The sequence below is a fragment of the Flavobacterium shii genome (assembly GCF_025847235.1).
GTDB lineage: Bacteria > Bacteroidota > Bacteroidia > Flavobacteriales > Flavobacteriaceae > Flavobacterium > Flavobacterium shii.
In genome coordinates this window covers 14,903-38,689 of sequence record NZ_JAOZEW010000005.1, presented here as the reverse complement: position 1 = coordinate 38,689, position 23,787 = coordinate 14,903, and the positions used below count along the sequence as shown (strand labels likewise).

The window sequence follows — 23,787 nt, the reverse complement described above, 5'->3', positions numbered from 1 at the left end:
AAAATAAAGACATGCCTAAAGTTGCAAAATTTGTAGTTATAATTCTTGAAAATGTTGCCTGGATGGAAAATCAAGCCAAACGTTTCTACAGCGATTTATTTAGCCAATCCAAAACATCAGGCGAAGAATATGCAGCAAAAAACCTCTCTCGCGAAAAAATATTTAAAATACAGAATGATTTTTCAGTCGAAATATTAACCGTTTACGAAGGCGAAACTCCGCTATCTTTCATGAAACTGAATTCCTCAAGACTCTACAACCAAAATCTTGGAGCCGATAAACCGATTGGCATTGACCATGTTATTTACTTTAGTCAGGAAGAAATACTAACTCTTTTTAAACGCACCGAGGAAATTGCAACACAAAGGAAGTACGATTTAATCTGGGTTAAAGCCCTGGAAGAAGATACTGTCTTAATAAAAACACTGGAATCACTAGAGTACAAAGAATTTTATTTTAAAGAAAACACTCAGGAAGATACTCTCCAAAAAGAAATATATCTAAAAAAAGAAATACATTTTCAACACAAAAACTAAACCACGTATAACAAATGCGAAACATACAAAATCCCTTTAGCAAGCAACCATAATAAAACGGCCATTCCTAAAAAACCCCACGCCATCGAACCATTTCGTCTTTTCCAACTAAAGAAAAACGTTGGAATTTCCCAATACTTGATAACAATAAAAATACAAGCCCCAAGCAATGATACCCAAATCATTTCACCCGATTGAATATGATAACTATACAACAAAACAGATAAAAAGAAAAGAATTATAACAAACTGCAAGTAAAAATAATTTTTATAATTGTGTTGGTAATTAACCTTAAGAGACAAAATTAAAAATGATATAATCAGCAAAGATGTTAAAGCCGTTATCACATAAGATAAATCAACATTTGATAGCCATACAAACAAAGTATCAATCAGTAATGCCAGAACAGTGCAAGTTGCAAGCGCATAAATGCTCTTTTCTATATAAGTATCCTTATAAGGAATCAGGATAGGATAAATATATTTCTCAATTGGACGCCAAATAGGCAAAGCATAAATACCCACGAGACTCGTTAAAACAACTTCATAATTATAAAATATATCACCTGGTACTTTATACAATACACACAAAATAGCCGCTGTAACAAAAACCGCAGGAAGAAAAATTGTCTTTACCACTTCCCATTTTTCATTTTCCCAGAAATTATTTTTTATTTCGTAAATATACTTTCTAACCAGATACTTTTTAGTAAAAATGGCAGTTGACTGACTCCATATCAAAAAAACACCAACATGTATCACAACCGTACGAAACACCATATCATCTATATGACACCCAAAAACAATACAAACAGCACCAATTAACAGTAATTCATAGGTAAGTAAAATTTCCGAAAACAATACCCTGAACAAAGGTGCAAATTGTTTTATAAGTATATTTATAATTAAACCCCAGTAATTGCGCAACAATCCCATCACCGCACATACCGCAATAAATGCAGCTAAATACAACATCCAGGTTGTGAGTGATTGCGCACGCATCCATAATTCGATAGGCGAATCCTTTACAGGAATATACAACACATGGGAATTTGCAAAAATTTCTTTGGCTAATCCATCCCTTACATCATTACTAAATACCGGAAACTGACTTTTATGTTTTGACCAATACACATCGGCATCAGAACCATTATTTTGCAAAACAGCAAATTCATACAATATACTTTTTTGCGAATCGCTTAACGACGCCACTTGATTAGTAAAACTACCAGATGTTTCTTTTATTTCTTTAGCAGACATGCTTACGCAAAAAAGCAATAGCAGTAGTAATATTATTTTTTTCAAAATTCAAATAGATTAATCAGTCCAAAAGTACTGATAATAAATTAATCTAAAATTTGACCGGATTATTATTTAGCTAAAAAACTTACACAAATTAAAATACCATAACTGATCTATCTTTTTATGATCAATTTCCTAAAAACAAAAAACCCGTTTCGAAAGAAACGGGTTTTTATAATGATATACAATCTTACTTATTATGCTTCGAATGGAAGTATAGAAACGTATGATTTATTATCTCTTTTCTTTTGGAACTTTACAACTCCAGCTACTCTTGCGTGTAGTGTGTGATCTTTACTGATGTAAACATTTTCACCTGGATTATGTTTTGAACCTCTTTGTCTAACGATGATGTTCCCAGCAATAGCAGCTTGACCTCCAAAAATCTTAACGCCTAAACGTTTTGATTCTGATTCTCTACCATTCTTCGAACTACCGACACCTTTCTTGTGAGCCATGACGTATGAGTTTAAATATTGTTATTATTCTTTAGTAGCTTCTTTTTTTGCTTTTGGAGCTGCTTTTTTCGCTTTAGGAGCTTCTACTTCTTCAGTAGCTACTTCTTCTGCTACAACTGCTTTTTTAGCCGCTGCTTTTTTAGTTCCTCCTGCTGCAGTAATACCTTCAATTACAATTTGAGTAAGATATTGTCTGTGACCATTTCTCTTTTTGTAACCTTTTCTTCTTTTCTTTTTGAAAACGATTACTTTGTCTCCTTTTAAGTGTTGTAACACTTTAGCTTCTACTGAAGCACCTTCTATAGCTGGGGCGCCTAAAGTTACATTCCCATTATCATCTAATAAAAGAACTTTGTCAAAAGAAACTTTTGAACCTTCTTCATTAGCTAATCTGTGAACGAAAACCTTTAAGTCTTTGCTTACTTTAAATTGTTGCCCTGCTATCTCTACGATTGCATACATACCAAATTGATTTATTGATTTTTAAGGTTGCAAATATACAATTAATAATTTACTGTGCAATTTCTTAAAGTAAATTTATTACACAAGTATTAATTCTTATTTTTCAAGGCTTTCTAACTAATGCAAAATCAATATTATAGTAATACACTGTTAATGATTTATCAAAACACAGACTGTTTTTCAATTAGTAATTAAAAAAAGTTATTTTTGATGTAACTATTTTAGTTAATCTTTACTTATTAATTGTAAATGAAAAAATTATTAACCTTTATGAAAAATCCAATAATTATGCTAAGTGCAGCACTTATGTTAGGTGGAGTAGCTTCGGCTCAAAAAGTAGCTTTCGAAGAATACGATTTAGATAATGGCATGCACGTTATTTTGCACAATGATTCTTCGGCACCAGTTGTTATAACATCTGTAATGTACCACGTAGGGTCCAAAGATGAAACTCCGGACAGAACTGGTTTCGCACACTTTTTCGAACACCTATTATTTGAGGGAACCGAGAATATAAAACGTGGTGAATGGATGAAAATTGTAACTGCCAATGGCGGAACCAATAACGCCAACACCTCTGATGACAGAACTTATTACTATGAAGTTTTTCCTTCGAACAACCTCGAATTAGCAATATGGATGGAATCAGAACGATTAATGCATCCTGTAATTAATAAAATTGGAGTTGATACTCAAAACGAAGTTGTTAAAGAAGAAAAAAGAACCCGTTATGACAATCAGCCTTACGGAAACATTCTTCCGGAAGTAAAGAAAAACATGTTCAAGAATCATCCGTATCGCTGGACTACAATTGGCTCTATGAAAGATTTGGATGCTGCCACTCTGGACGAATTTAAAGCATTTAATAAAAAATTCTACACTCCCAACAATGCTGTTTTAGTAATTGCAGGAGATTTTGACAAGACAAAAACCAAAGAATGGGTTCAAAAATACTTTGGTCCAATAAAAAAAGGAGAGAAACTACAAAAACAAACCTTTACAGAAGAGCCTATTACTCAAACTATCAAAGCAACTTATGAAGATCCAAACATTCAAATTCCGATGCTCGTTGCTTCATACAGAACTCCATCTATGAAAACCAGAGATGCGAGAGTTCTTGATTTAATCTCTTCTTATTTAAGTGATGGAAAAAGCTCTAAACTGTACAAAAAAATAGTCGACGATAAAAAAATGGCTTTACAAATTGGCGCAGTAGGCTTTAGCCAAGAAGATTATGGTATGTACATATTATACGGTCTACCAATGACTCCTTATACATCGGCTGATTTATTAAAAGAAATTGATGAAGAAATTGTAAAACTTCAAACCAATTTAATTTCGGAGAAAGATTACCAAAAACTACAAAACAAGTTTGACAATAATTATGTCAACACAAACTCAAGCGTAGAAGGAATAGCCGAAAACCTAGCAACATACTACTTACTTTATGGTGATGTAAACCTTATAAATACCGAAATCGACCTATATCATTCTATCACTCGAGAAGAAATTCGAGATGTGGCCAAAAAATATCTGAATCCTAATCAACGTTTAATTTTAGACTACGTTCCTACTACAAAGGCACAAAATTAAGACTCTTAGAATCATGAAAAAAAGAAAAATTATTTTAATCCTTTTATTCGTAACAGGAATTATGCAAGCACAAGATCGCCCGCAACCAAAACCAGGAAATTCGCCCGTAGTAAACATAAAAAAACCACAAACCTTTGTTTTAGCAAACGGGATGAAGGTTTTGGTTGTTGAAAACCATAAACTCCCAAGAGTAAGTTTTAATCTTACTTTAGACAATGCCCCTTTTGCCGAAGGAAACAAAAAAGGTGTAGATGAACTAACAAGCAGTTTAATTGGAAACGGAACTAAAAAAACAACCAAAGAAGCTTTTAATGAAGAAATAGACTTTTACGGAGCAAGCCTTAATTTTAGCTCACAAGGCGCTTATGCAAGCTCACTTTCGAAATATTCAGGACGAATCCTGGAACTTTTAGCCGAAGGTGCCTTACAACCAAATTTCACACAAGCCGAATTTGATAAAGAAAAAGCTAAATTAGTAGAAGGACTTAAAGCCGATGAAAAAAGCGTTCCAGCAATTGAAAGCAGAGTGGTTGACGCATTAGCTTTTGGAAAAAACCATCCATCAGGAGAATTCACTACCGAAGAGACATTAAAAAATGTAACCCTAGCCGATGTAGAGAATAATTACAAAACCCATTTTGTTCCTGAGAATGCTTACTTGGTAGTTATTGGTGATATAAAATTCAAAGATACCAAAGCAGCAGTAGAAAAACTTTTTGGAAAATGGGAGAAAAAGACACAACCAAAAGAAACCTACCCTACCCCTGAGAATGTTTCTAAACTTCAAATTAATTTTGTTGATGTTCCAAATGCTGTACAATCCGAAATAACCTTGGTCAACACAGTAAATTTAAAGATGAACGACCCAGATTTTTTCCCTGCCGTAATAGCAAATCAAATACTAGGTGGAGATTTTAATAGTTATTTAAACATGAATTTGCGCGAACAACATGCATGGACATACGGCGCTAGTTCGGGCATAGGAAGCGGAAAATATGTAACAAAATTCAAAGCGTCTTCAGCAGTTAGAAATGCTGTTACTGATAGCGCTGTAGTCGAATTCATAAAAGAAATAAAAAGAATCCGATCCGAAAAAGTTTCAGATGAAGTATTAAAAACAGTTAAGGCGGGATACATAGGAAGATTCGTTATGCAGGTCGAGAAACCGCAAGCTGTAGCCAGATATGCTTTGAATATAGAAACAGAAAACCTTCCTGCCGATTTTTATGAAAAATATATCCAGACAATTAACAGTGTAACTCCAGATGAAATACTTCGAGTAGCCAACAAGTATTTCCTTCTTAATAATATGAGAATTGTGATTACAGGAAAAGGTTCTGAAGTAATTCTAGGCTTAGAGAAATTAAATATTCCGATAAGCTATTTTGACAAATACGCTAATCCAACAGAGAAACCAACATTAAAAAAAGAAGTTCCCGCCGGAATCACTGCCAAAAGCGTATTTAACAATTACATAAAAGCTATTGGTGGAGAGAAAAATGTTACAGCTGTAAAAACTATTGCAATGTTTGGATCAACCACAATCCCACAAGCTCCTTCCCCGCTAAGTTTTACTTCCAAAATGGATGCAAAAGGAAAAATGATGGTTTCGCTTGCAATGGGCACCATGAATTTAATGAAACAGGTCGTTAATGAAAAAGGCGCTTACATCGAACAACAAGGACAAAAAAAGACCCTTGAAGGCTCTGATCTTGCAGACATGAAAGCTGGCGCAGCTCCATTTGAAGAATTACAACTTGCTAAAAAAGACGGATTAACGATTGATCGTATCGAACCTGTTAACGGTAACGAGGCATACGCAATAAAAGACGGCAAGACAACATACTTTTACGACACAAAATCCGGATTAAAAGTTGCAAAGTCCAAAACAGCCGAACAAGGCGGACAAACAATTACACAAACAACAAATTTTGGTGATTACAAAGAAATAAAAGGAGTTAAAGTTCCCTTTAACATCATTCAAAATGTAGGCTTTGAATTAGATATAAAAATATCGGAAGTAAAGATTAACGAAGACGTTACGGATAAAGATTTCCTTTAAAAATTTGAAGTCACAAAGGTACTGAGGTACTAAGATTTTTAAAAGAATTGTCAAAGTTTTAAAAGCTTTGACAATCCTTTTTTTATATTTTACTTTTCACAAAAGTCTATTTCTTCGCTGACAAATAAACCCCTATTAAAACAATAAAAGCACCCAGAAGCTGAATTGGCGTAAGCATTTCATTATCCAGAAATCCCCAAAAGAAAGCCACTATAGGAATTAAATAAGTAACCGAAGTTGCAAATACAGGCGAAGACATTTGTATCAACTTAAAGAACAAAACATTTGCGATACCTGTCCCCACTACCCCCAGGACAATTATAAACAAAATAGAATGCTGAACTTTTTCGTCATAAATCACTTCATGAAATCCGGTAAAACTCAAGATTAAGACCGCAGGAACTAACAATACTGCAAAATTACCTGTAGTAATACTCAACGAACTTAAATCGGACAAATATCTCTTAATCAAGTTTACATTTATCGCATAACAAAGCGAAGCTATCACCACTAGAACGGCATAATAATAATTTTGTTCCGGATGACTTATTGCTCCATTAAAAACCAATAATAAACACCCCACTAAACCAATAAAAACACCCCAGATTTGCCTTCTCTGAAATTGAATTCCAAAAATCATTGCTCCAATTATCAAAGTATTTAAAGGCGTTAATGAATTTAAAATTGCCGTAATCGAACTATCAATTTGTGTTTCGGCAATAGCAAAAAGATAGGCAGGAGTAAACGTTCCAAAAACAGAAGTCAGCGCAATATATTTCCATTGGTGATGCGGAATTTTGGCTAAGCTTTTAAAACCAACTAACAACAAAAATAAGGATGCAAAAATAATTCGCAAAGATCCCAATTGAATAGCCGTTAAACCAACCAACCCCTTTTTTATTAATATAAAAGAGCTTCCCCAAACCAACGCCAATATTGTTAAGTAAACCCATTTTAATTGTTTTGAACTCATAATACCCGTTTTTTATGCAAAATTGTAATAAATTTATGAATTACACATTCGTTTTTTATTAATTTTGCAAACAAATTCAATTGAAAACCTATTAAAACAAAACAATATGAAAATCGCAAAATCAATAGCAACTTTAGCAATCGCAGGTCTTTTATTTATTAGTTGTAAAAAAAATGAGAATGAAGCAGAAACTAAAGAAGTAGCTACAACTGAAGCAGCCGCTCCTAAAGTACACAAAGAAATTGCTGCTCAAAATGTACAAACTGCAAGTTTTAATATCGAAGGAATGACTTGTGCAATGGGATGCGCTAAAACTATCGAAAGCGAATTATCTGACTTAGATGGTGTACAAGACGCAAAAGTAGATTTTGAGAAAAAAACTGCTACTGTAACTTTTGACAAAACTATTCAAAATCCAGAAAACTTAACTAAAATAGTTCAAGCTACAGGAGACGGAAAAACATATAAAGTTTCGAATATGAAATCGTAATTTAATCGATTTTGGTCATACAAAAAAAGAGCATCCGTAACGAATGCTCTTTTTTTGTATATGATGTTTTTTCTACTTCCACTTAATAGTTTCCATTAAATGCTGCATATCGTTTTTAATATAACTTGCAGCCGGCATAATAGAATCAAAATTGGGCTTTGCATAAAAATAAACCGAACCTGTAACGAAATGCTTAATACTGTCTGTAATATAAAATTGTGAGTTTGTAGCCGCATTTCCATCAACTTGATAAAACATACCGTATAATTTTTTATCTTTATTTAAATACGGTTGCTCCAATATATCATCGGCTTTAATAACATGCTCATAGGTTAATTTCTGAGCATCTTTTAATAATTTATTTATATCGCCATTTACCGGTTTATAAGTAAGATAGATCGTTGCTTTCATTTTGGGATATAAGATCGTAAACCCACAATTTTTCTCTCCTTTTATAATAGCATCTGCATTCATCTCAAAAGCAAATGGACATTGATTCTCAAAATTCACATATTTAGCCTCATGATAATCCAATCGTAAATAACTTGCCGGCTTAGGCACAACATCATCTTTACAACTAAACACCATTAATGTCATTATAAAAAGTATAATTATGGCAATTGATTTTTTAAGCATTATTCTATTGTTACTTTTATTTGTTTAATTCTCTTACTGTCCACTGCCTCTATTGTAAAAATGCAGTTCTCAAAAGTTATTTTTTGATTCTTTTTTGGAAAATTCCCAATGATTTCTAGAATAAATCCTCCTAATGTTTCCGCTTCACCTTTTTGTATTTCAAATAAATCCTCATTTACATCAATGATTCTGTAAAAGTCTTTAAGATTTATTTTTCCTTCAAACAGGTAATTCTTATCATCTATTTGAGAAAAATTAATATGTTCATCATCAAATTCATCACTAATATCCCCAACAATTTCTTCGATCACGTCTTCTAAAGAAACCAATCCCGAAGTACCACCATACTCATCAACTACAATTGCTAAGTGACTTTTCATGCTTTGAAAATCTTTTAGCAAATTATCCAACTTCTTATTTTCAGGAACAAAAAAAGGTTCCCGAATAAGCGTTACCCAATCAAAATCTACTTTATCTATATAAGGAAGTAAATCCTTAACAAACAAAACTCCTTCAATCTGATCAATATTATCTCTATAAACTGGAATCCTGGAATATCCTTTTTCAATGATTTTAGGGCAAATAGTTGCAAAAGGTTCTGAAATTTCCAATGCAAAAATATCAATTCTCGGGCTCATTACTTGCTTTGTGTCTGTATTTCCAAAAGAAACAATCCCTTCTAATATTTTTTGTTCTTCGGTTGAGGTATCATCAGAATCTGTAAGTTCTAAAGCCTGAGATAATTGACCTACCGAAAAACTAGTCTTTTGCTTTCCTAATTTATTATGCAAATAAATAGTTGCCGAACGCATTGGCAAACTTATCGGAGAAAGCAATTTATCCAGTATAGCTATAGGATAAGCTACCCGCTGGGCAAATTTGAGATTATTGCGGCTCGCATAAACCTTTGGCAAAACTTCTCCAAACAATAATATTAAGGATGTAACCAAAATTACTTCCAGAATGAATTTCAATACAGGAGAAATCTCTGCTACTGCTTCAAAAATATCTCTACCAACAAAGGAGAATAAAATAACAACTCCGATATTAATAAAATTATTTGCTACAAGCAATGTTGCTAAAAGTTTTTTGGGTTTATCCAAAAGGTTCGAAATTATCCTGCCTTTGGATACATTTTCTTGCAATGCCTCATCAATATCTTTTTGAGACAACGAAAAAAGTGCTACTTCGGCACCTGAAACTACTGCCGAACAGAATAGTAAAATAAAAATTCCAATAAAACCAACGATCATGTTGGTATCTAAAGTGTTAGTAAGGTATAAACTGGGCTCTGGGTCCAAATTAAAAAGAATTAGTTAAACAATCAAAATGGTAAATCATTAATAGGCAAACCATCATTCGAAGCGTCAAAGTTAGTGTTTTTTGATGATTCTGAAGGAGGAATTTGCTTCTGTCCCTCCGTCTCTTTTTTCGTTGTCAAAAAAGTAAACTCTGTTACCTGAATTTCTGTTGTATGTTTTGTTGAACCATCTTCTGCTTGCCATTGACGGGATTTTATTCGTCCTTCGATATAAATTTTATCACCTTTAGATAAATATTTTTCACAAATTTCCGCGGCTTTATTTCGAACAACTAAATTATGCCACTCTGTCGAAGTGATCTTTTCATTAGTAGTCTTATTAATATAAATCTCATTAGTTGCCAGCTGAAATCGCCCAATGCAATTCCCACCATCAAAATAATGCATCTTCACATCGTCACCCAAATGACCTATTAACATCACTTTATTTAATGTTCCGTTCATGATATTCTATAGTATTTCTATCAAAGATACATTTTTTTGGAAACTTATTTTATTCTGCTTCGATAAAATTATGAATCACAATCGGGAAAGGATATATTTTCAAATCCTGAGCATTGATTCCTTTCAAAACAATCCCTTTTACCTTAATTTTCCAGAATTTGACATGCAAATGCTGGTGTGACAATTTATGGATAATACTTTTCGAATTCCATTCTTCCACACCTATAATAGAATAGTCACTAAAAAAATCATCACGGATACGTGCCGAAACAAAATCAAAGTCTTTTTCGGCATCTGTTTCCAGCAATGGAAATTCATATAAATTATGCCAGATTCCCTTTGCTGTCCTCTTTTGTATAACCGTATTCCCTAAATCATCTTCAACAACCAAATAATTAAAGAAGCGAGTAGACACTTTTATTTTTTTAGATTTTACAGGTAGGACATCTACTTTCTTCTTTTGTAAAGCGACACAACTATCATTAAAAACACAAACGGAACAATCTGGACTTTTGGGAACACATTGTAAGGCACCAAACTCCATTATTGCCTGATTGAAAATAGCAGGATTATCTTTTGGCATTAATTCATTAGCCAAAGCTGAAAATTCTTTTTTGGCCGAAGCTGCTGCAATATCAGTTTCAATACCGAAATAGCGTGACAAAACCCGAAACACATTCCCATCTACTACAGGAACAGCTTCATTATAAGAAAAAGAAGCAATTGCGGCGGCGGTATATTCCCCTACTCCTTTTAATTTTAATAGATCGGCATAATTACCTGGGAAAACTCCATTCAATTCATTTGCTATAAATTGTGCCGTTTGATGCAAATTTCGAGCACGAGAATAATACCCCAAACCTTGCCAAAGTTTCAAAACTTGTTCTTCATGAGCGTTAGCAAGATCAAAAACAGTAGGAAATGTTTTTGTAAATGACAAAAAATAAGGCATTCCCTGCGCTACTCTTGTCTGCTGAAGCATTATTTCTGATAGCCAAATAGGGTAAGAATCGGTAGTATTTCGCCATGGCAAATCGCGTTTATTCTGTAAATACCATTTTATCAATTGTTTAGAAAAACTCATCATTAAATATTAGACAACAAAAGTAAAAGTTTATGTAATTAAAATTTAACGAATTAGCTTGAATATTTGTTTTTTTAATTCCTATATTTGCAAACTCAAAAAAATAGTATACCATTATAAATAGGAAAGAAAATGACGAAAGCAGATATCGTAGCGAAAATTTCAGAAAAATTAGGTCTTGAAAAAGGTGATGTTCAAGCAACTGTAGAGACTTTTATGAATGAAGTAAAAACTTCATTAGAAACTGGAGACAATGTTTATTTAAGAGGTTTTGGTAGTTTCATTGTAAAAACCAGAGCTGAAAAAACTGGAAGAAACATTTCTAAAAATACCACTATTAAAATTCCAGCACACAACATTCCTGCGTTTAAACCTGCAAAAGTTTTTGTAGAAGGAGTAAAAACAAATAACGAAGCAAAATAATACTATTAATTAATCATAAAATCGACAAGATATGCCAAGTGGTAAGAAAAGAAAGAGACATAAGGTAGCAACGCACAAACGTAAAAAAAGAGCGAGAGCTAACCGTCACAAAAAGAAAAAGTAGTTTTAAACTACTTTTTTCTTTTTAAACGTTCATTGAAATTGAAAATTAGTATTCAGCCATCAGTATATAGCCTTCAGTCAACTGATTACTTAAAACTGCTTACTGCCAGCTAATTTTCCCCGGGTTCAATACCTGTTAAAAATTATTGTTTAATCCATCCTTACAATTTAATTGCAGATTAAAGGTTTCTGATTTCAGATTTTTTTTTTAAATCTAAATCCTAAATTCTAAAATCTAAAATCGAAGAGTGTGGATAAAAATTTACAAATGAATAAAGAATTAATCATTCGATCAAGTTCTGATTTCGTAGATTTTGCCTTATTAAAAGATGGAAAACTAATTGAATTACACAAGGAAGAAGAGAAAAGCAATTTTCAGGTTGGTGATATTTTTATTGCCAAAATAAGAAAACCAGTTGCTGGACTTAATGCTGCTTTTGTAAATGTTGGCTTTGAAAAAGATGCCTTTTTACATTATCACGATTTAGGACCTAACTTAGCTTCCCAACTGAAATTCATAAAACTTGTAAGCGCAGGTAAATTAAAAGATTTCTCCCTAAAAACCTTTCAGTTTGAAAAAGAGATTGATAAAGACGGTACCATTACTGATATTTTAAGTGCCAATCAATCTGTTTTAGTACAAGTAGTAAAAGAACCAATATCAACTAAAGGTCCAAGAATTAGTGCAGAACTATCTTTGGCTGGACGTTTTATTGTTTTAGTTCCTTTTTCTGACCGTGTCTCTATTTCACAAAAAATAGAAGACAAAAAAGAAAAGGATCGTTTAAAAAAACTTGTATTATCGATCAAACCTAAAGGATTTGGTGTTATTGTTCGCACAGTAGCCGAAGGCAAAAACGTAGCCGAATTAGAAAAAGATTTGCAGAACCTGCTTGGCAGATGGACTGCAATGTGTAAAAAATTACCAACTGCTCATCATCCATCTAAGGTATTAGGGGAACTCAACAGAGCTTCTTCAATATTGAGAGATGTATTTAATGATACCTTTAGTGGTATTCAAATTGATGATGAAGAGTTGTACCATCAAACGAAGGACTATTTACAAGAAATTGCCCCTTCAAAACAATCGATTGTTAAGTTTTATCAATCAAATGACACTCCCATTTTCGAGAAATACAATATTGAAAGACAAATCAAAACTTCATTTGGAAGAACTGTTTCTATGAGCAAAGGGGCTTATCTTATTATTGAACATACAGAAGCTTTACACGTTATAGACGTAAATAGCGGAAACCGTTCTAATAAAGCCACTAATCAAGAAGACACAGCCATGGAAGTTAATATGATTGCTGCTGCCGAAATTGCCAGACAATTACGTTTGCGCGATATGGGTGGAATAATCGTAGTTGATTTTATCGATATGTCTAATCCTGAAAACAGGAAGGTTTTGTTCGACTTCTTGCGAGAAGAAATGAGCGACGATAAAGCAAAACATAAAATCTTACCGCCTAGCAAATTTGGATTAGTTCAAATTACAAGACAAAGAGTAAGACCCGAAGTAAACATTAAAACCAGAGAAGAAGATCCTAACAATGAACATGGCGAGATTGAAGCGCCAATTTTAATCATTGATAAAATCACAGCTGATCTGGAAAGACATTTAAAAACCCACAAAAAAGTTGTGCTTAACACACATCCATTTGTGGCTGCATACCTCAGTAAAGGTTTTCCATCAATACGTTCAAAATGGTTTTTTGAATATAAAAAATGGGTAAAAATCATACCTCGTGACGCTTACACGTATTTAGAATATCATTTCTATGATAAAGATGGAAATGTTATTAAAGAATAAAACAAAAAACCGCTTTTCGAAAGATTGGCGGTTTTTTTGTGCTTTTTAATTAATAATCCCGAAAATCAATCTATAAGTTATTCAAACAAACCCAATCGATAAAAGTATTTTTCCTAGATTTGAATTAGTTTTAAAACAACACAAATTAACTGCAAAATGCTTTCAACAAAATACACCTATAATTTCTTTAAAAGGAACAACATATATTACCTCCTGGCAATTTTTGTATTATTTGCATCAAGAATTTCCGCTCAAAATGACACGATCTTTTTTGACCAGAATTGGAAAAACACCTCCAGAGAATCTGCTATTTACTACAGAATCAAACCGATAAAAATAAAAACTAAAAATGCCATTGGATACAAAATAACATCCATTGATTCCGTTTATATAATTAATGATTATTATTTAAAAAGTAACAAATTACAATTTGAAGGATATTCAAAAGATAAAGAAGGTGAATATCTGGTCGGAAAAGCAAAATGGTATAACGAAAACAAAACTCTTCTAGACTTCAGAGATTTCAATTACAAAACCAACAACAATTCTAAATTTGAAATTCCTGAGTGGCCAATTCTTTATTTAGGATATTCAATTGCAACCAAAAGTCAATTAACTGGCGGATTGGAATTCTGCTTAGATTGCAAGCAAGAAAACAAACTCTTTCTAGGCTTAGGATATGGAATCACTAGTTACGACGGTAAATATTACGGTTTGCCAGATGTGCATTTATCATATAACATTCAGAAATCAATATTTTTAAAAGCAGGTGGCTCAAATAAAAATGCTTATGCACTCGCTGGTCTTACATTTTTAAACATACTAGATTTAGGTTTTGGCTATACAACACCATTCAACAAAGAAAAAAAACCAGTAATCCAAGGGTTTACTTTAGGCATTACTTTTAGATTCACCAATAATAAAAATGTTTATGGTCACTTAAGAATGTTTTAATTTTATCATATTTTATTCCCGTACAATCTCAACTCTTCTCTTAATCTCATTCCCAAATTCATCTACTACTGTAATGTAATGAAATCCGGCAGTCAGGACAATTGGTTTTTCATGAAAGATTTTAGTAACCCCTTTATACACATCATCGACATACCAAAACAACTGACTTTCTCTTTGTGAATACGCTACTTTAAAAATCACTGGTTGCACTTCACTATTGAAATTTTTTGTCAAATAAATTTTACTGTTTGTCTTAGGATAAATAAAATCCATAGAAGCCGTTTGTGTCCCAACACAATTTTCTCTAAAAGGTGGTAACTGCATATATTCTATGTGCTTGCTTTTATAATACCATGCCATTACTGGAGGCAGAACAAACCAATTCTTTACAATCATATTATCAACACTTTCACAACTGCTATTTACCTGAAATCCCTCTGTTTTATCTAAATGCACCGTTTTATGATATGGACATATAGAGGTAGTTTTCCCTTTTCGGGTAACCCATTGTTTAATTATCGGACATCCTTCCTTAGCCAAATAACCACTTAAACTACAAACCTCAACCTCGTCCAAATCCTTATAAGGAGTTGTAAACCATTTTTGCCTCGGTAATAAATTAAAAATATCAAATAAAATTGGTGCAGCACTTGTAACTCCTGTTAACGTTGGTCTTCCTTCTCCCGTTGCATTTCCAACCCAAATCCCAACAACATATCTGGAATTTGTTCCTATAGCCCAAGCATCGCGATTACCAAAGCTTGTTCCTGTTTTCCATGCAATTTTAAGCGAGCTATCATAAAACTTCCATGCTTCATCTCCTTCCGGCCTGTTAACCTCTTCCATCGCATTATACGTTAACCAAATTGATCCAGCACCTAAGATATTCTTCTGATTACTTTCATTCCCAAAATCGGTCTTAAAATCATTTTCATAATTTAATTCTGTAAATTCTTTTGTTCTATATTTCCCATTACTTTTATTAAAATAATTTACCGTCGATGACATGCTTGCATACGTACGGCATAAATCCCACAGATTACTCTCGGCACCACCAAGGATAAGTGATAATCCGTAATGATCCGCTGATTTTGAAATATCTCTTAATTGAAATTTTTGTAGTTCTTCATAAAATTTATCCACGCCAAAATCCTGTAACATCAAAACTGCAGGAATATTAAGAGAACGTGATAAAGCACGATGCGCAGGTACAGCACCATCAAACGTCAAGTTAAAGTTTTGAGGTGTATAACCTGCAATTTGAGTTGGCACATCAGCAATTAGCGTATTAGGTAATAATTCACCATCATCAAGCATTGCAGCATATAATAAAGGCTTCAAAATACTTCCTGTACTTCTGGGTGCATCTATAATATCAACATCTTTTTGATGATCCCTATCCGTTGGGGAATTCCCAACATAACTTATCACATTTCTATTAGAAACATCAATTACCAAAATTGCCAGATTACTAACTTCATTCTGCTTATATTGATTGTAATAATATTTTGCAATTTGATTCACTCTATTTTGCAACGCAAACTCTACTGTAGTTTTCACTCGCGTTCCTTCTTGTTTTTTGGCAATGCGTTGCAATAAATGTGGTGCGATTTGAGGTAAATCAAATGGTTTCATAGGCAGTGGTTCATCTATAGAAAGCTCATAAGTTTGTTTATCAATAATCCCTTCTTCATTAAGCTTACGCAAAAGGCGATTGCGTTTCTCTAATAATTTTATTTGATTTTTTCCTGGGTAAATTAAACTCGGTGCATTTGGCAATACCGCCAAAGTTGCATTCTCTGCCCATGATAATTGATTAGATTTTACTCCAAAATACCTCCATGAAGCCATTTCTAATCCCACAACATTTCCCCCAAAAGGCGCATGTGCAGCGTATAACTCTAATATTTCATCTTTGGAATATCCTAACTCAAGCCTTGTTGCAAGAATAACTTCGAGAAATTTCTCAAAATAAGTCCTGCCTTTTCCTTTTCTCGATAATCGAATTACTTGTTGAGTAAGCGTACTTCCTCCTCGAACCACTTTCCCTGCTTTCCTGTTTTGTTTAATCGCATTTACCATAGCCACGGGATTGAAACCAGGATGTCTATAAAAATATTCGTCTTCAAAATATACAATACATTTCTTGAATTTATCCGGAACACTATCCTGCGCAGGAAAACGCCATTGTCCGTCACGAGCAATCTTCGCCCCCAATAACTCTCCTTCCTTACTCTCAATAACGGTAGAATAAGGCTCTTGAAATAATGTTCGTGGTAATGAAAAATAATAAATCACCACTAACAAAAATGCTAGTAGTGATTTTATCTTATTCCGTTTAATCCAATTTATAATGCGCTGAAGCGACGCTTTTAATTTATTTTTCAATTTAATCTCATTGTTTTCATATCCTAACAGGTTTCCAAAACCTGTTAGGTATCTATTTCAATCCTTGATAAAAACCCTTCCTCCTGTTCAATATAACCTATTAACAATCCCCAACAGATTTCGGAAACCTGTTAGGCATCTATTTCAATCCTAGATAAAATCCTTTCCTTCTTATTTAACATGACCCACTAATAATACCTAACAGGTTTTAGAAACCTGTTAGGATAACTTACTATTTTTTTATTCGTCACTTAAACTTATATCATTAATCATCCCCTCATAAACAATTCTTCTTTCATCATGACAAACCTTAAAATTTTCTAATCCTCCAAATAATTCAAGAATATAATCTCTATCAATACTTGTTATTTTACTAGACAAATAAGAGCGATATGAAGAATGCAAATAGGATTCAAAATACTTCGCAAACTTATGCTTTACAGGATTCAAATGAACATATACAATTAATTGCTTTAAATAAACTTCACTTTCTATCCTATTTCTTTGCAAATGCTCCTGAAACAAACTTCCTGTCCTAACATAGGATTTATTTATACTTTTGGAATAAGAATTAAACAAATTCGAAAAAGGTAAATGTAATTTCTCTTTTAATTTTTCAGGCAATTCCTTTTCGTCTTTAATTCTCAATACTATATGAAAATGATTTTTGAGTAAACAATAGGCATAAATATCTGCAATAGGCAAAAGATATTTTTTCACTTTTTCAAGAAAGTAATTATTATTCTTTTCTTCAATAAAAATATTCTCCTTATTATTTCCTCTATTGTATATATGATAATATTGGCCTGTCTCGAAAATATCTTTTTTCATTACATCTTTTGTTTTTTTATATCCTAACAGGTTTTGGAAACCTGTTAGGTATCTTTTTTAGTTTTTATTCTTAATACTTTTCCTTTTCTAATAAACACTTAGTAAGTTAAAAAAATAATTATATATCTCTTTTAAAAATTTCTCATCAATTACAAACAATACCTAACAGGTTTCCAAAACCTGTTAGGATACGAATTCTACTTCACCACCTCAACCCAGAATCCTTTAGTTCTTGCTAAGAATGTATTATCGTACATTGCTTCACATTGTAATCCTGGCAAATAATAGTTTCCTAAATAAGACGCATTCAAGAGAATTTTAAACACTTTGGTTTCACCAGCTTTAAGTCCAAAATAGAAATTTGTTCTATCATCACGAATATCAATATAATCGGCAACATTATTGATTGCATCTCCATAATCGGTGAAACGTGTATTTACAATTTCGAATCCTGAAGGTAGAATCTGAGACAACGCTACATTTTCAACACGTTCGTTTCTTTGGTTCCTAACAGTTACTTCAGCGATAAATTCTGTTCCCTGAGCAATTTTCGAAACATTAATCACTCCTCCTTTTCTGTTTTTGAAAACTATACTAGCCGAAACATTACTCTGAACGACATTTTCCTGACCTATAGGAAGAATTCCAGTATTTAACACTCGAATATAAATTGTGTTCTTTTTATTGTTTTTCAAGGTAATACTATTAGAACCTGTCTTAGCCACTAAACTTCTATCAGCAACAGTTTTTGAAGTTTTTATAGTTTGGCTTTTTCCATCTTGGCTAAACTGTATATCGATTCCTTTTACACCATTATTCATTGAGAATTTAGACATTGCATATAAACAATAAGCAGTAGTTTGTGTACTCATCCATTGGTCACTTGCCATACTCTTAGCTAGTTTCGTTGCCATTGCAAATGCTTTTTGTTTCTGGTCTAATAATAACATTGTTTCCAATGCCATTGCGCGATTTCTATCACTCGAACCATAATAGTAATAATTATAATTTGTCGATTCATCATCAATTTTACTACTTAATAACAAACTCGAAGCAGCACTTTTTTGCCCTGCCAGAACATAAGCCGCAGCCAATCGTAATTTACTTTCATTAGAAATCCCTTTGGTTTCACGCAACCTATTCATTGAAGACAAATCAGACGAACCTTCCAAAGCCAATGTGTACAAACGGTATGCTTGCGCCAAATCATTCCCATAACGCGGCTCAAATCTCCATTGTTTCGCTTCTCTTTGTTGATACGAAAGCCACTTTGATTTGAAATTTATCGGTAAAACATAGCCCTTTTTCTCCGCTTCAACCATAAAATGTCCTGCGTATGAACTTCCCCAATCATCGGCAATTGTATTTCCTTGCCAATATGAAAGTCCACCATTTGACAATTGAAAACTCCCTAATCGTGCAATTCCTGCCGCAACATTCTTTTGAATAAGTTGTTGGCGTGTAGCATCAATATCAGCAACATCATTTAAGAATAACTGAGGAAACACTGATGAAGTTGTTTGCTCCACACATCCATGCGGGTATTGAATAAGAAATTGTAATCGCCCATTTAAATTAATAGTTGGCATTGAGGATACTTCTAGTTTTGCTTTATTACTTCCCGAAACTCCAAATGTTTTCCATACAATCGTCTTAGAACTATTAGGCTCTAAAATTACATCGGTAAAAGTATTCGTTACAGGATTTGGATTCGTCATGTCTATTTCAACATTATAAACTGATTTCTCTGTTCCTGATGTAGCGATAACCTGCACTTTGGCAATACCTGTCATACCTCCAACTTCTAAATTAAAATAAGCCATTTTTTCGTCTGGCTGTGTAAATGTCAATCTTTGGGCTGGGCTTCCTACCACTCTTAATCCATTGCTTGTTTTTATTTGTACAGTAACATTTTTAATATTTTTTTCCATTGCAAAAATCGTAACAGGAATAGTCACTTTTTCCGATGGCGAAATTTTTCTAGGCAATGAAGCCAATACCATTAGCGGACTACGTACAGGAGTTGCTTTCTCTACACTTCCGTAAGCACTCGTATTTGCATCTCCAGCCACAATCATAGTTCTTACCGAACCTATATATTTTGGTAATTTTACCTGGTGTATTTTCGTTTCTCCTTTTCCTAATTTAAATGGTCCAAGATAAATAACTACAGGTTTAAAACGATTTGCTTTTTTTGCTTTTCCACCGCCTAAATCCTGATCTCCACCAATACTAAAAATCTGATTCACTTTACCGCCATACGCACCGATAACATCATCATATACGTCCCAGGTTTTCACACCCAAAGCTTCACGTACATAGAAACTATCCCATGCATTTGGAGTTTTAAAACGAGTTAAATCAAGTAAACCTTCATCGACAACTGCGATTGTATAGGTCATTTCTTTTCCCGATTTCTCACTTACTTTTATAGGAAACGTTTGCTCAGGTTTCAGCACATCAGGCATTGAAATACTTGGAGTAAGAATTGTGGTCTTATCAATTACTTCAATTGGAACGATTCCATACATACGAATTGGCGAATCATTTTTAGTCGATGCATGTGGTTGCAAAAGTGTAATATTAAAGTACACATTTGGCGCCATCGCTCCCGTAATTGGAACTTCGACTTTAGTCTCTCCTTTTTCGGTTTTCACCCAAAGTGTCTGTACTACTTTCGAGCCATTTTCAATAGACACCAAAGCACGTCCGCCTTCACTTGAAGGGAAAGATATTTTTGCTTTTTCTCCTAATGCATAATTCTTTTTATCTGTAGAAAAAACAAGCATATTTGCAGTCGAAGCATCAGTATTTCTTGTTTTTCCAGACCATATTGGCCAGTCGATATTTACTGTTATTGCTGATGCATGCCCGCCTATTTCATCCGAAACACGAATTAAATAACGTCCCCACTCTTCATCAGCCAATGCAAACTGTACGCTCCCTTTACCGCTTGCATCCGTATTTACTCTAAAAGTTTTGTACGAAGTCGTTGAATTTGACGAATTATAATTGGACAAATTATCACTCGAAGCATCCCACCACCAGCGCCATTCGGTTTTATATACTTTTACCTCAAGGTTTCTCACCGATTTTGGCCTTCCGTTTTCATCAACGGTAACAATATCAAATCGGTTCATTGCTCGGGTTTCCAGCATTCCATATTTTGTAGGTTCTGGCGATTTTACTCCCACATATGTTTTGTAAGGTGAGTAAGTAGTTGAGATAACATCGGTACTAAAATCCCCTCCTTCTTCATACACTTTGGTAATAAAAGCAGCTTTAAGCATTCCCGGTGCTTGCCCTTGTAATTTAGGCTCAATATTTACCGACGCTTTACCATTTTCATCTAGTTTACCTGAAAAAATGTTAATTTCTTCGGTACTAAACTGACGAACTAAATCATCAAAAGCAAACTTTTCATATCCTTTAAAAGTAGTGTGCTGTTGTGAAAATTTTGCCTGTATTTCTACCTTCAGATTTTTAGCAATAGCACCATGAAGCCAAGTAACTTCAAGATTACTTACGTTTGGATATGAAGAAGATAATATTGCATTTTTGAAAGTATTTTTAATTTTTAAACGGTTAGGTTTAATAGTTTCAATTTTTATGCTTTTATAATATTTTGCGCCTCCCACACTTACCATAGCTTCCCAATTTCCTGTTGGCGCATCTGGATCTGTGGGAACTGTAAATGCATAATGATTTAAATCATTCGATTTTTGAACCGTTTGATAAGTGACTTTTCCGTTTGGATCTGTTAATCTAAATTTTATTGGATGCGCTTTAGGCAATTTATTCGCAGCATCATTTAGCATAAAAGACAAATACAAATTATCTCCCGGACGCCAAACACCACGCTCTCCATAAATAAACCCTTTAAGCCCTTTTTGCAACGTTTCGCCGGCAACATCAAAATTACTTACAGACAATGAATTTCCATCATCAAGCTTTACGTAAGTCGATTGAGTACCTAAAGTAACAATAGCAAAATAAGCAAATTTATCCAACTGAAAAGAAGCAATTCCTTCACTACTGGTTGTTCCTGTTGCTAATTTTTGTTGCTGAAAACTATATAAATCTACTCTTGCATTTGAAACCGGCTCGGTAGTAATTATATTATTTACTGCAAATAAATAAGACTTATTCTCTCCTCTTTTGGCAATTACCCCCAAATCTGAAGCTAGGATATTAGTTCCAATTTTGGCATTATAATAATACGAACCTGTACAAGGGTCTTGACTTTCTCTCCACTGGTAATCATCATAATAATAGTCATCATATGAATTTCCGCTGTAGTTCACATCGTTTTCATCAACATCTTCTTCCTCTGTAGTCTTATCTGGGTTTTCTTCGCTAGTTTCACATTTATACAGAGAGTACGCTTTTTTATATGAGAACTCTACCCTATAAATTGCTCCAGGTTCCGGCGTGATAATTTTGGATAAATCCAAAGCAAAAGTATTCCACTTGGTCGGATTAATTAATGTATTCTCCTTAAGATTAAGTGTAGTTTTTGCAACGGGTTGAGAGACTCGTTTTAAATTTTGAGCTCCGTTTAATTCATTATTTTGAAGAAACTGCAGAATATTATTTTTATAAATCTTATAAACTTTTACATCTACAGCTGCAAGATTTACTGCTTCAAAATTCAATTTAAGGTTATTTGAACTTGGTAGGATAGTACCATTTTTTATAAAACGAATATTTGGTTTTATCTGGTCAAAAGTAATTTTATCAGAATAATTGTTGGCCATTTTTCGACCATACTGGCTTTCTATTCCCTGAAAAACTTCTAATAATAACTCGCCTGTTATAGTTTGATCAGATACTGGTTCCGATACGTCTTCCTGCACTACTGGCTCAACCACAGCAACACTGTCTACTGCTGCACTATCTACTACTGTACTCGTTGAATCAACAATCGCGACCGCAACTTCATGTACGACCTCTTTAACTGGTTTTTCATTACTAAAAAAAACTTTTAAAATATTCCCTTGTGTCGAAAACTTTAAATTATTAGTATTTTGTATTGTTACCAACCCTTTAAAATCCTGTCCTTTCTCTAATGGTTCCGAGAAATTAATTAATACCGATTGATTACTTTCATCCGGGATATCGACTTTTATAATTTTAAACTCATTTATTGCTGTAATCGAGAAATCCATTTTGCCTTTTTGATCAATATCAAAACCACTTCCATCATAAGAAATCTCCAGATTACTCTCGGCAGATAAACGCTGAATACTATCAATAATAAACTTAAATTCTTTTCCGGAACTTGTTGCTTTATCAAATTTAATATTGAGATTTTTTCCGTTATGGCTTGCTAAAACCAGCTTTTTGGCTGTTTCTAAATCTATATTATCGGCTGTTTTCAATACACAATTCAGGTATTGATATTCTTTGCTATACGATTGAACATCCATCGTATTTACAATAAAATCCTGCTTAATGGTTTTTACAGTAAAATTGAATTTGGAAAGATCTTTATCATCATTCCCTTTCTTTGGAAGCGTAATTAATTTATCCAAATTCAACGTTACCTGATATTCGGTTCCTGCCTTTAATTTTTTTTCTGGAATAAAGGCAATTGTATTATTCGAAAGCGCTACAACTTTTCCATGAATACTTGGAGAAATATCAATTAAATCATCATTCAGAACCTGATTGATTTTCCAGTCTTTTTTATCAAAAGCCAGAACAACACGTATATCCGATTGAGACGAGACAATCCCACCTGTAAAACTGGTTATATACGATTTGAACAATGAAAAATCAGAGTTAAAATCGGCAGCAGATTTCCTGCCACAAGCCTGAAAAATAAAAAATACAAAAAACACGTAAACTAATCCTTTTGTTTTCACTTTCATATAGAGTTAATTATTACAAAAT

At 33.3% G+C, this 23,787-nt stretch carries 18 protein-coding genes; 7 read left to right on the top strand and 11 right to left on the bottom strand.

Going from position 1 to position 23,787, the window contains the following annotated elements:
* Positions 1-11: 11 nt before the first annotated feature.
* Positions 12-536: a hypothetical protein gene (locus OIU83_RS06470; protein WP_264205455.1), complete on the top strand. Its 525-nt coding sequence runs from the start codon at positions 12-14 to the stop codon at positions 534-536.
* On the opposite strand, the gene OIU83_RS06465 is transcribed toward OIU83_RS06470, so the two are convergent.
* The 3 genes from OIU83_RS06465 to rplU all read right to left on the bottom strand — a co-directional run bounded on the left by OIU83_RS06465 (position 533) and on the right by rplU (position 2,757).
* A complete protein-coding gene (locus OIU83_RS06465; RefSeq protein ID WP_264205454.1) occupies positions 533-1,840 on the bottom strand; it encodes a hypothetical protein in 1,308 nt (435 codons plus the stop codon). The genes OIU83_RS06470 and OIU83_RS06465 overlap by 4 nt on opposite strands.
* 194 nt (positions 1,841-2,034) lie before the next feature.
* Positions 2,035-2,295: a 50S ribosomal protein L27 gene (gene rpmA, locus OIU83_RS06460; RefSeq protein ID WP_035685981.1), complete on the bottom strand. Its 261-nt coding sequence runs from the start codon at positions 2,293-2,295 to the stop codon at positions 2,035-2,037.
* A 24-nt stretch (positions 2,296-2,319) separates the two neighbouring features.
* On the bottom strand, positions 2,320-2,757 hold the full coding sequence (gene rplU / locus OIU83_RS06455) for a 50S ribosomal protein L21 (RefSeq protein WP_035619759.1): 438 nt from the start codon (positions 2,755-2,757) through the stop codon (positions 2,320-2,322).
* Positions 2,758-3,027: 270 nt separating this feature from the next.
* Between rplU and OIU83_RS06450 the strand changes: the two genes are divergently transcribed.
* Together OIU83_RS06450 and OIU83_RS06445 are read left to right on the top strand one after the other, a co-directional pair.
* Complete coding sequence (locus OIU83_RS06450) at positions 3,028-4,350, top strand: M16 family metallopeptidase (protein ID WP_264205453.1); 1,323 nt, start codon at positions 3,028-3,030, stop codon at positions 4,348-4,350.
* Between the two features lie 13 nt (positions 4,351-4,363).
* Complete coding sequence (locus tag OIU83_RS06445; RefSeq protein WP_404827657.1) at positions 4,364-6,412, top strand: M16 family metallopeptidase; 2,049 nt, start codon at positions 4,364-4,366, stop codon at positions 6,410-6,412.
* A gap of 106 nt (positions 6,413-6,518) precedes the next feature.
* Here OIU83_RS06445 and OIU83_RS06440 read toward each other — a convergent pair whose 3' ends face one another.
* Positions 6,519-7,385: a DMT family transporter gene (locus OIU83_RS06440; RefSeq protein WP_264205452.1), complete on the bottom strand. Its 867-nt coding sequence runs from the start codon at positions 7,383-7,385 to the stop codon at positions 6,519-6,521.
* Between the two features lie 106 nt (positions 7,386-7,491).
* Between OIU83_RS06440 and OIU83_RS06435 the strand changes: the two genes are divergently transcribed.
* Positions 7,492-7,875, top strand: coding sequence for a heavy-metal-associated domain-containing protein (locus OIU83_RS06435; RefSeq protein ID WP_264205451.1), 384 nt, complete (start codon positions 7,492-7,494; stop codon positions 7,873-7,875).
* 72 nt (positions 7,876-7,947) lie between these two features.
* Here OIU83_RS06435 and gldD read toward each other — a convergent pair whose 3' ends face one another.
* The 4 genes from gldD to mutY are packed head-to-tail and all read right to left on the bottom strand — an operon-like array spanning position 7,948 to position 11,360.
* Positions 7,948-8,511 (bottom strand): gliding motility lipoprotein GldD, encoded by a 564-nt coding sequence (gldD, locus tag OIU83_RS06430; protein ID WP_264205450.1) that lies wholly within the window; start codon positions 8,509-8,511, stop codon positions 7,948-7,950.
* Positions 8,511-9,812, bottom strand: a complete 1,302-nt coding sequence (locus OIU83_RS06425) for a gliding motility-associated protein GldE (RefSeq protein ID WP_264205449.1) — start codon at positions 9,810-9,812, stop codon at positions 8,511-8,513. The genes gldD and OIU83_RS06425 overlap by 1 nt, the downstream gene beginning before the upstream one ends.
* 23 nt (positions 9,813-9,835) lie before the next feature.
* Positions 9,836-10,276, bottom strand: coding sequence for a single-stranded DNA-binding protein (locus tag OIU83_RS06420; RefSeq protein ID WP_264205448.1), 441 nt, complete (start codon positions 10,274-10,276; stop codon positions 9,836-9,838).
* Between the two features lie 49 nt (positions 10,277-10,325).
* Positions 10,326-11,360, bottom strand: coding sequence for an A/G-specific adenine glycosylase (mutY, locus tag OIU83_RS06415; RefSeq protein ID WP_264205447.1), 1,035 nt, complete (start codon positions 11,358-11,360; stop codon positions 10,326-10,328).
* A gap of 132 nt (positions 11,361-11,492) precedes the next feature.
* Here mutY and OIU83_RS06410 point away from each other — a divergent pair, with 132 nt between their 5' ends.
* From OIU83_RS06410 to OIU83_RS06400, 3 genes are all read left to right on the top strand, one after another.
* Entirely contained in the window at positions 11,493-11,783 is a 291-nt protein-coding gene (locus OIU83_RS06410) for an HU family DNA-binding protein (RefSeq protein ID WP_024981932.1), read from the top strand.
* Between the two features lie 391 nt (positions 11,784-12,174).
* The gene (locus OIU83_RS06405) at positions 12,175-13,719 is read left to right on the top strand and encodes a ribonuclease E/G (RefSeq protein WP_264205446.1); all 1,545 of its coding nucleotides are present in this window, start codon (positions 12,175-12,177) and stop codon (positions 13,717-13,719) included.
* Between the two features lie 156 nt (positions 13,720-13,875).
* Positions 13,876-14,673 (top strand): hypothetical protein, encoded by a 798-nt coding sequence (locus OIU83_RS06400; protein ID WP_264205445.1) that lies wholly within the window; start codon positions 13,876-13,878, stop codon positions 14,671-14,673.
* Positions 14,674-14,685: 12 nt separating this feature from the next.
* Here OIU83_RS06400 and pbpC read toward each other — a convergent pair whose 3' ends face one another.
* The 3 genes from pbpC to OIU83_RS06385 form a co-directional block, all read right to left on the bottom strand.
* A complete protein-coding gene (gene pbpC / locus OIU83_RS06395; protein ID WP_264205444.1) occupies positions 14,686-17,061 on the bottom strand; it encodes a penicillin-binding protein 1C in 2,376 nt (791 codons plus the stop codon).
* A gap of 240 nt (positions 17,062-17,301) precedes the next feature.
* Positions 17,302-17,892, bottom strand: coding sequence for a transposase (locus OIU83_RS06390; RefSeq protein ID WP_264205443.1), 591 nt, complete (start codon positions 17,890-17,892; stop codon positions 17,302-17,304).
* A gap of 197 nt (positions 17,893-18,089) precedes the next feature.
* Positions 18,090-23,759, bottom strand: coding sequence for an alpha-2-macroglobulin family protein (locus OIU83_RS06385; protein WP_264205631.1), 5,670 nt, complete (start codon positions 23,757-23,759; stop codon positions 18,090-18,092).
* Between the last annotated feature and the right edge of the window lie 28 nt (positions 23,760-23,787).

Coding starts and splice junctions, on each gene's coding strand:
- OIU83_RS06435 (WP_264205451.1), top strand. CDS start 7,492: ATGAAAATCGCAAAATCAATAGCAACTTTAGCAATCGCAGGTCTTTTA.
- mutY (WP_264205447.1), bottom strand. CDS start 11,360: ATGAGTTTTTCTAAACAATTGATAAAATGGTATTTACAGAATAAACGC.
- OIU83_RS06450 (WP_264205453.1), top strand. CDS start 3,028: ATGAAAAATCCAATAATTATGCTAAGTGCAGCACTTATGTTAGGTGGA.
- OIU83_RS06400 (WP_264205445.1), top strand. CDS start 13,876: ATGCTTTCAACAAAATACACCTATAATTTCTTTAAAAGGAACAACATA.
- rplU (WP_035619759.1), bottom strand. CDS start 2,757: ATGTATGCAATCGTAGAGATAGCAGGGCAACAATTTAAAGTAAGCAAA.
- OIU83_RS06445 (WP_404827657.1), top strand. CDS start 4,364: ATGAAAAAAAGAAAAATTATTTTAATCCTTTTATTCGTAACAGGAATT.
- rpmA (WP_035685981.1), bottom strand. CDS start 2,295: ATGGCTCACAAGAAAGGTGTCGGTAGTTCGAAGAATGGTAGAGAATCA.
- OIU83_RS06470 (WP_264205455.1), top strand. CDS start 12: ATGCCTAAAGTTGCAAAATTTGTAGTTATAATTCTTGAAAATGTTGCC.
- gldD (WP_264205450.1), bottom strand. CDS start 8,511: ATGCTTAAAAAATCAATTGCCATAATTATACTTTTTATAATGACATTA.
- OIU83_RS06390 (WP_264205443.1), bottom strand. CDS start 17,892: ATGAAAAAAGATATTTTCGAGACAGGCCAATATTATCATATATACAAT.
- OIU83_RS06440 (WP_264205452.1), bottom strand. CDS start 7,385: ATGAGTTCAAAACAATTAAAATGGGTTTACTTAACAATATTGGCGTTG.
- OIU83_RS06405 (WP_264205446.1), top strand. CDS start 12,175: ATGAATAAAGAATTAATCATTCGATCAAGTTCTGATTTCGTAGATTTT.
- OIU83_RS06410 (WP_024981932.1), top strand. CDS start 11,493: ATGACGAAAGCAGATATCGTAGCGAAAATTTCAGAAAAATTAGGTCTT.
- OIU83_RS06420 (WP_264205448.1), bottom strand. CDS start 10,276: ATGAACGGAACATTAAATAAAGTGATGTTAATAGGTCATTTGGGTGAC.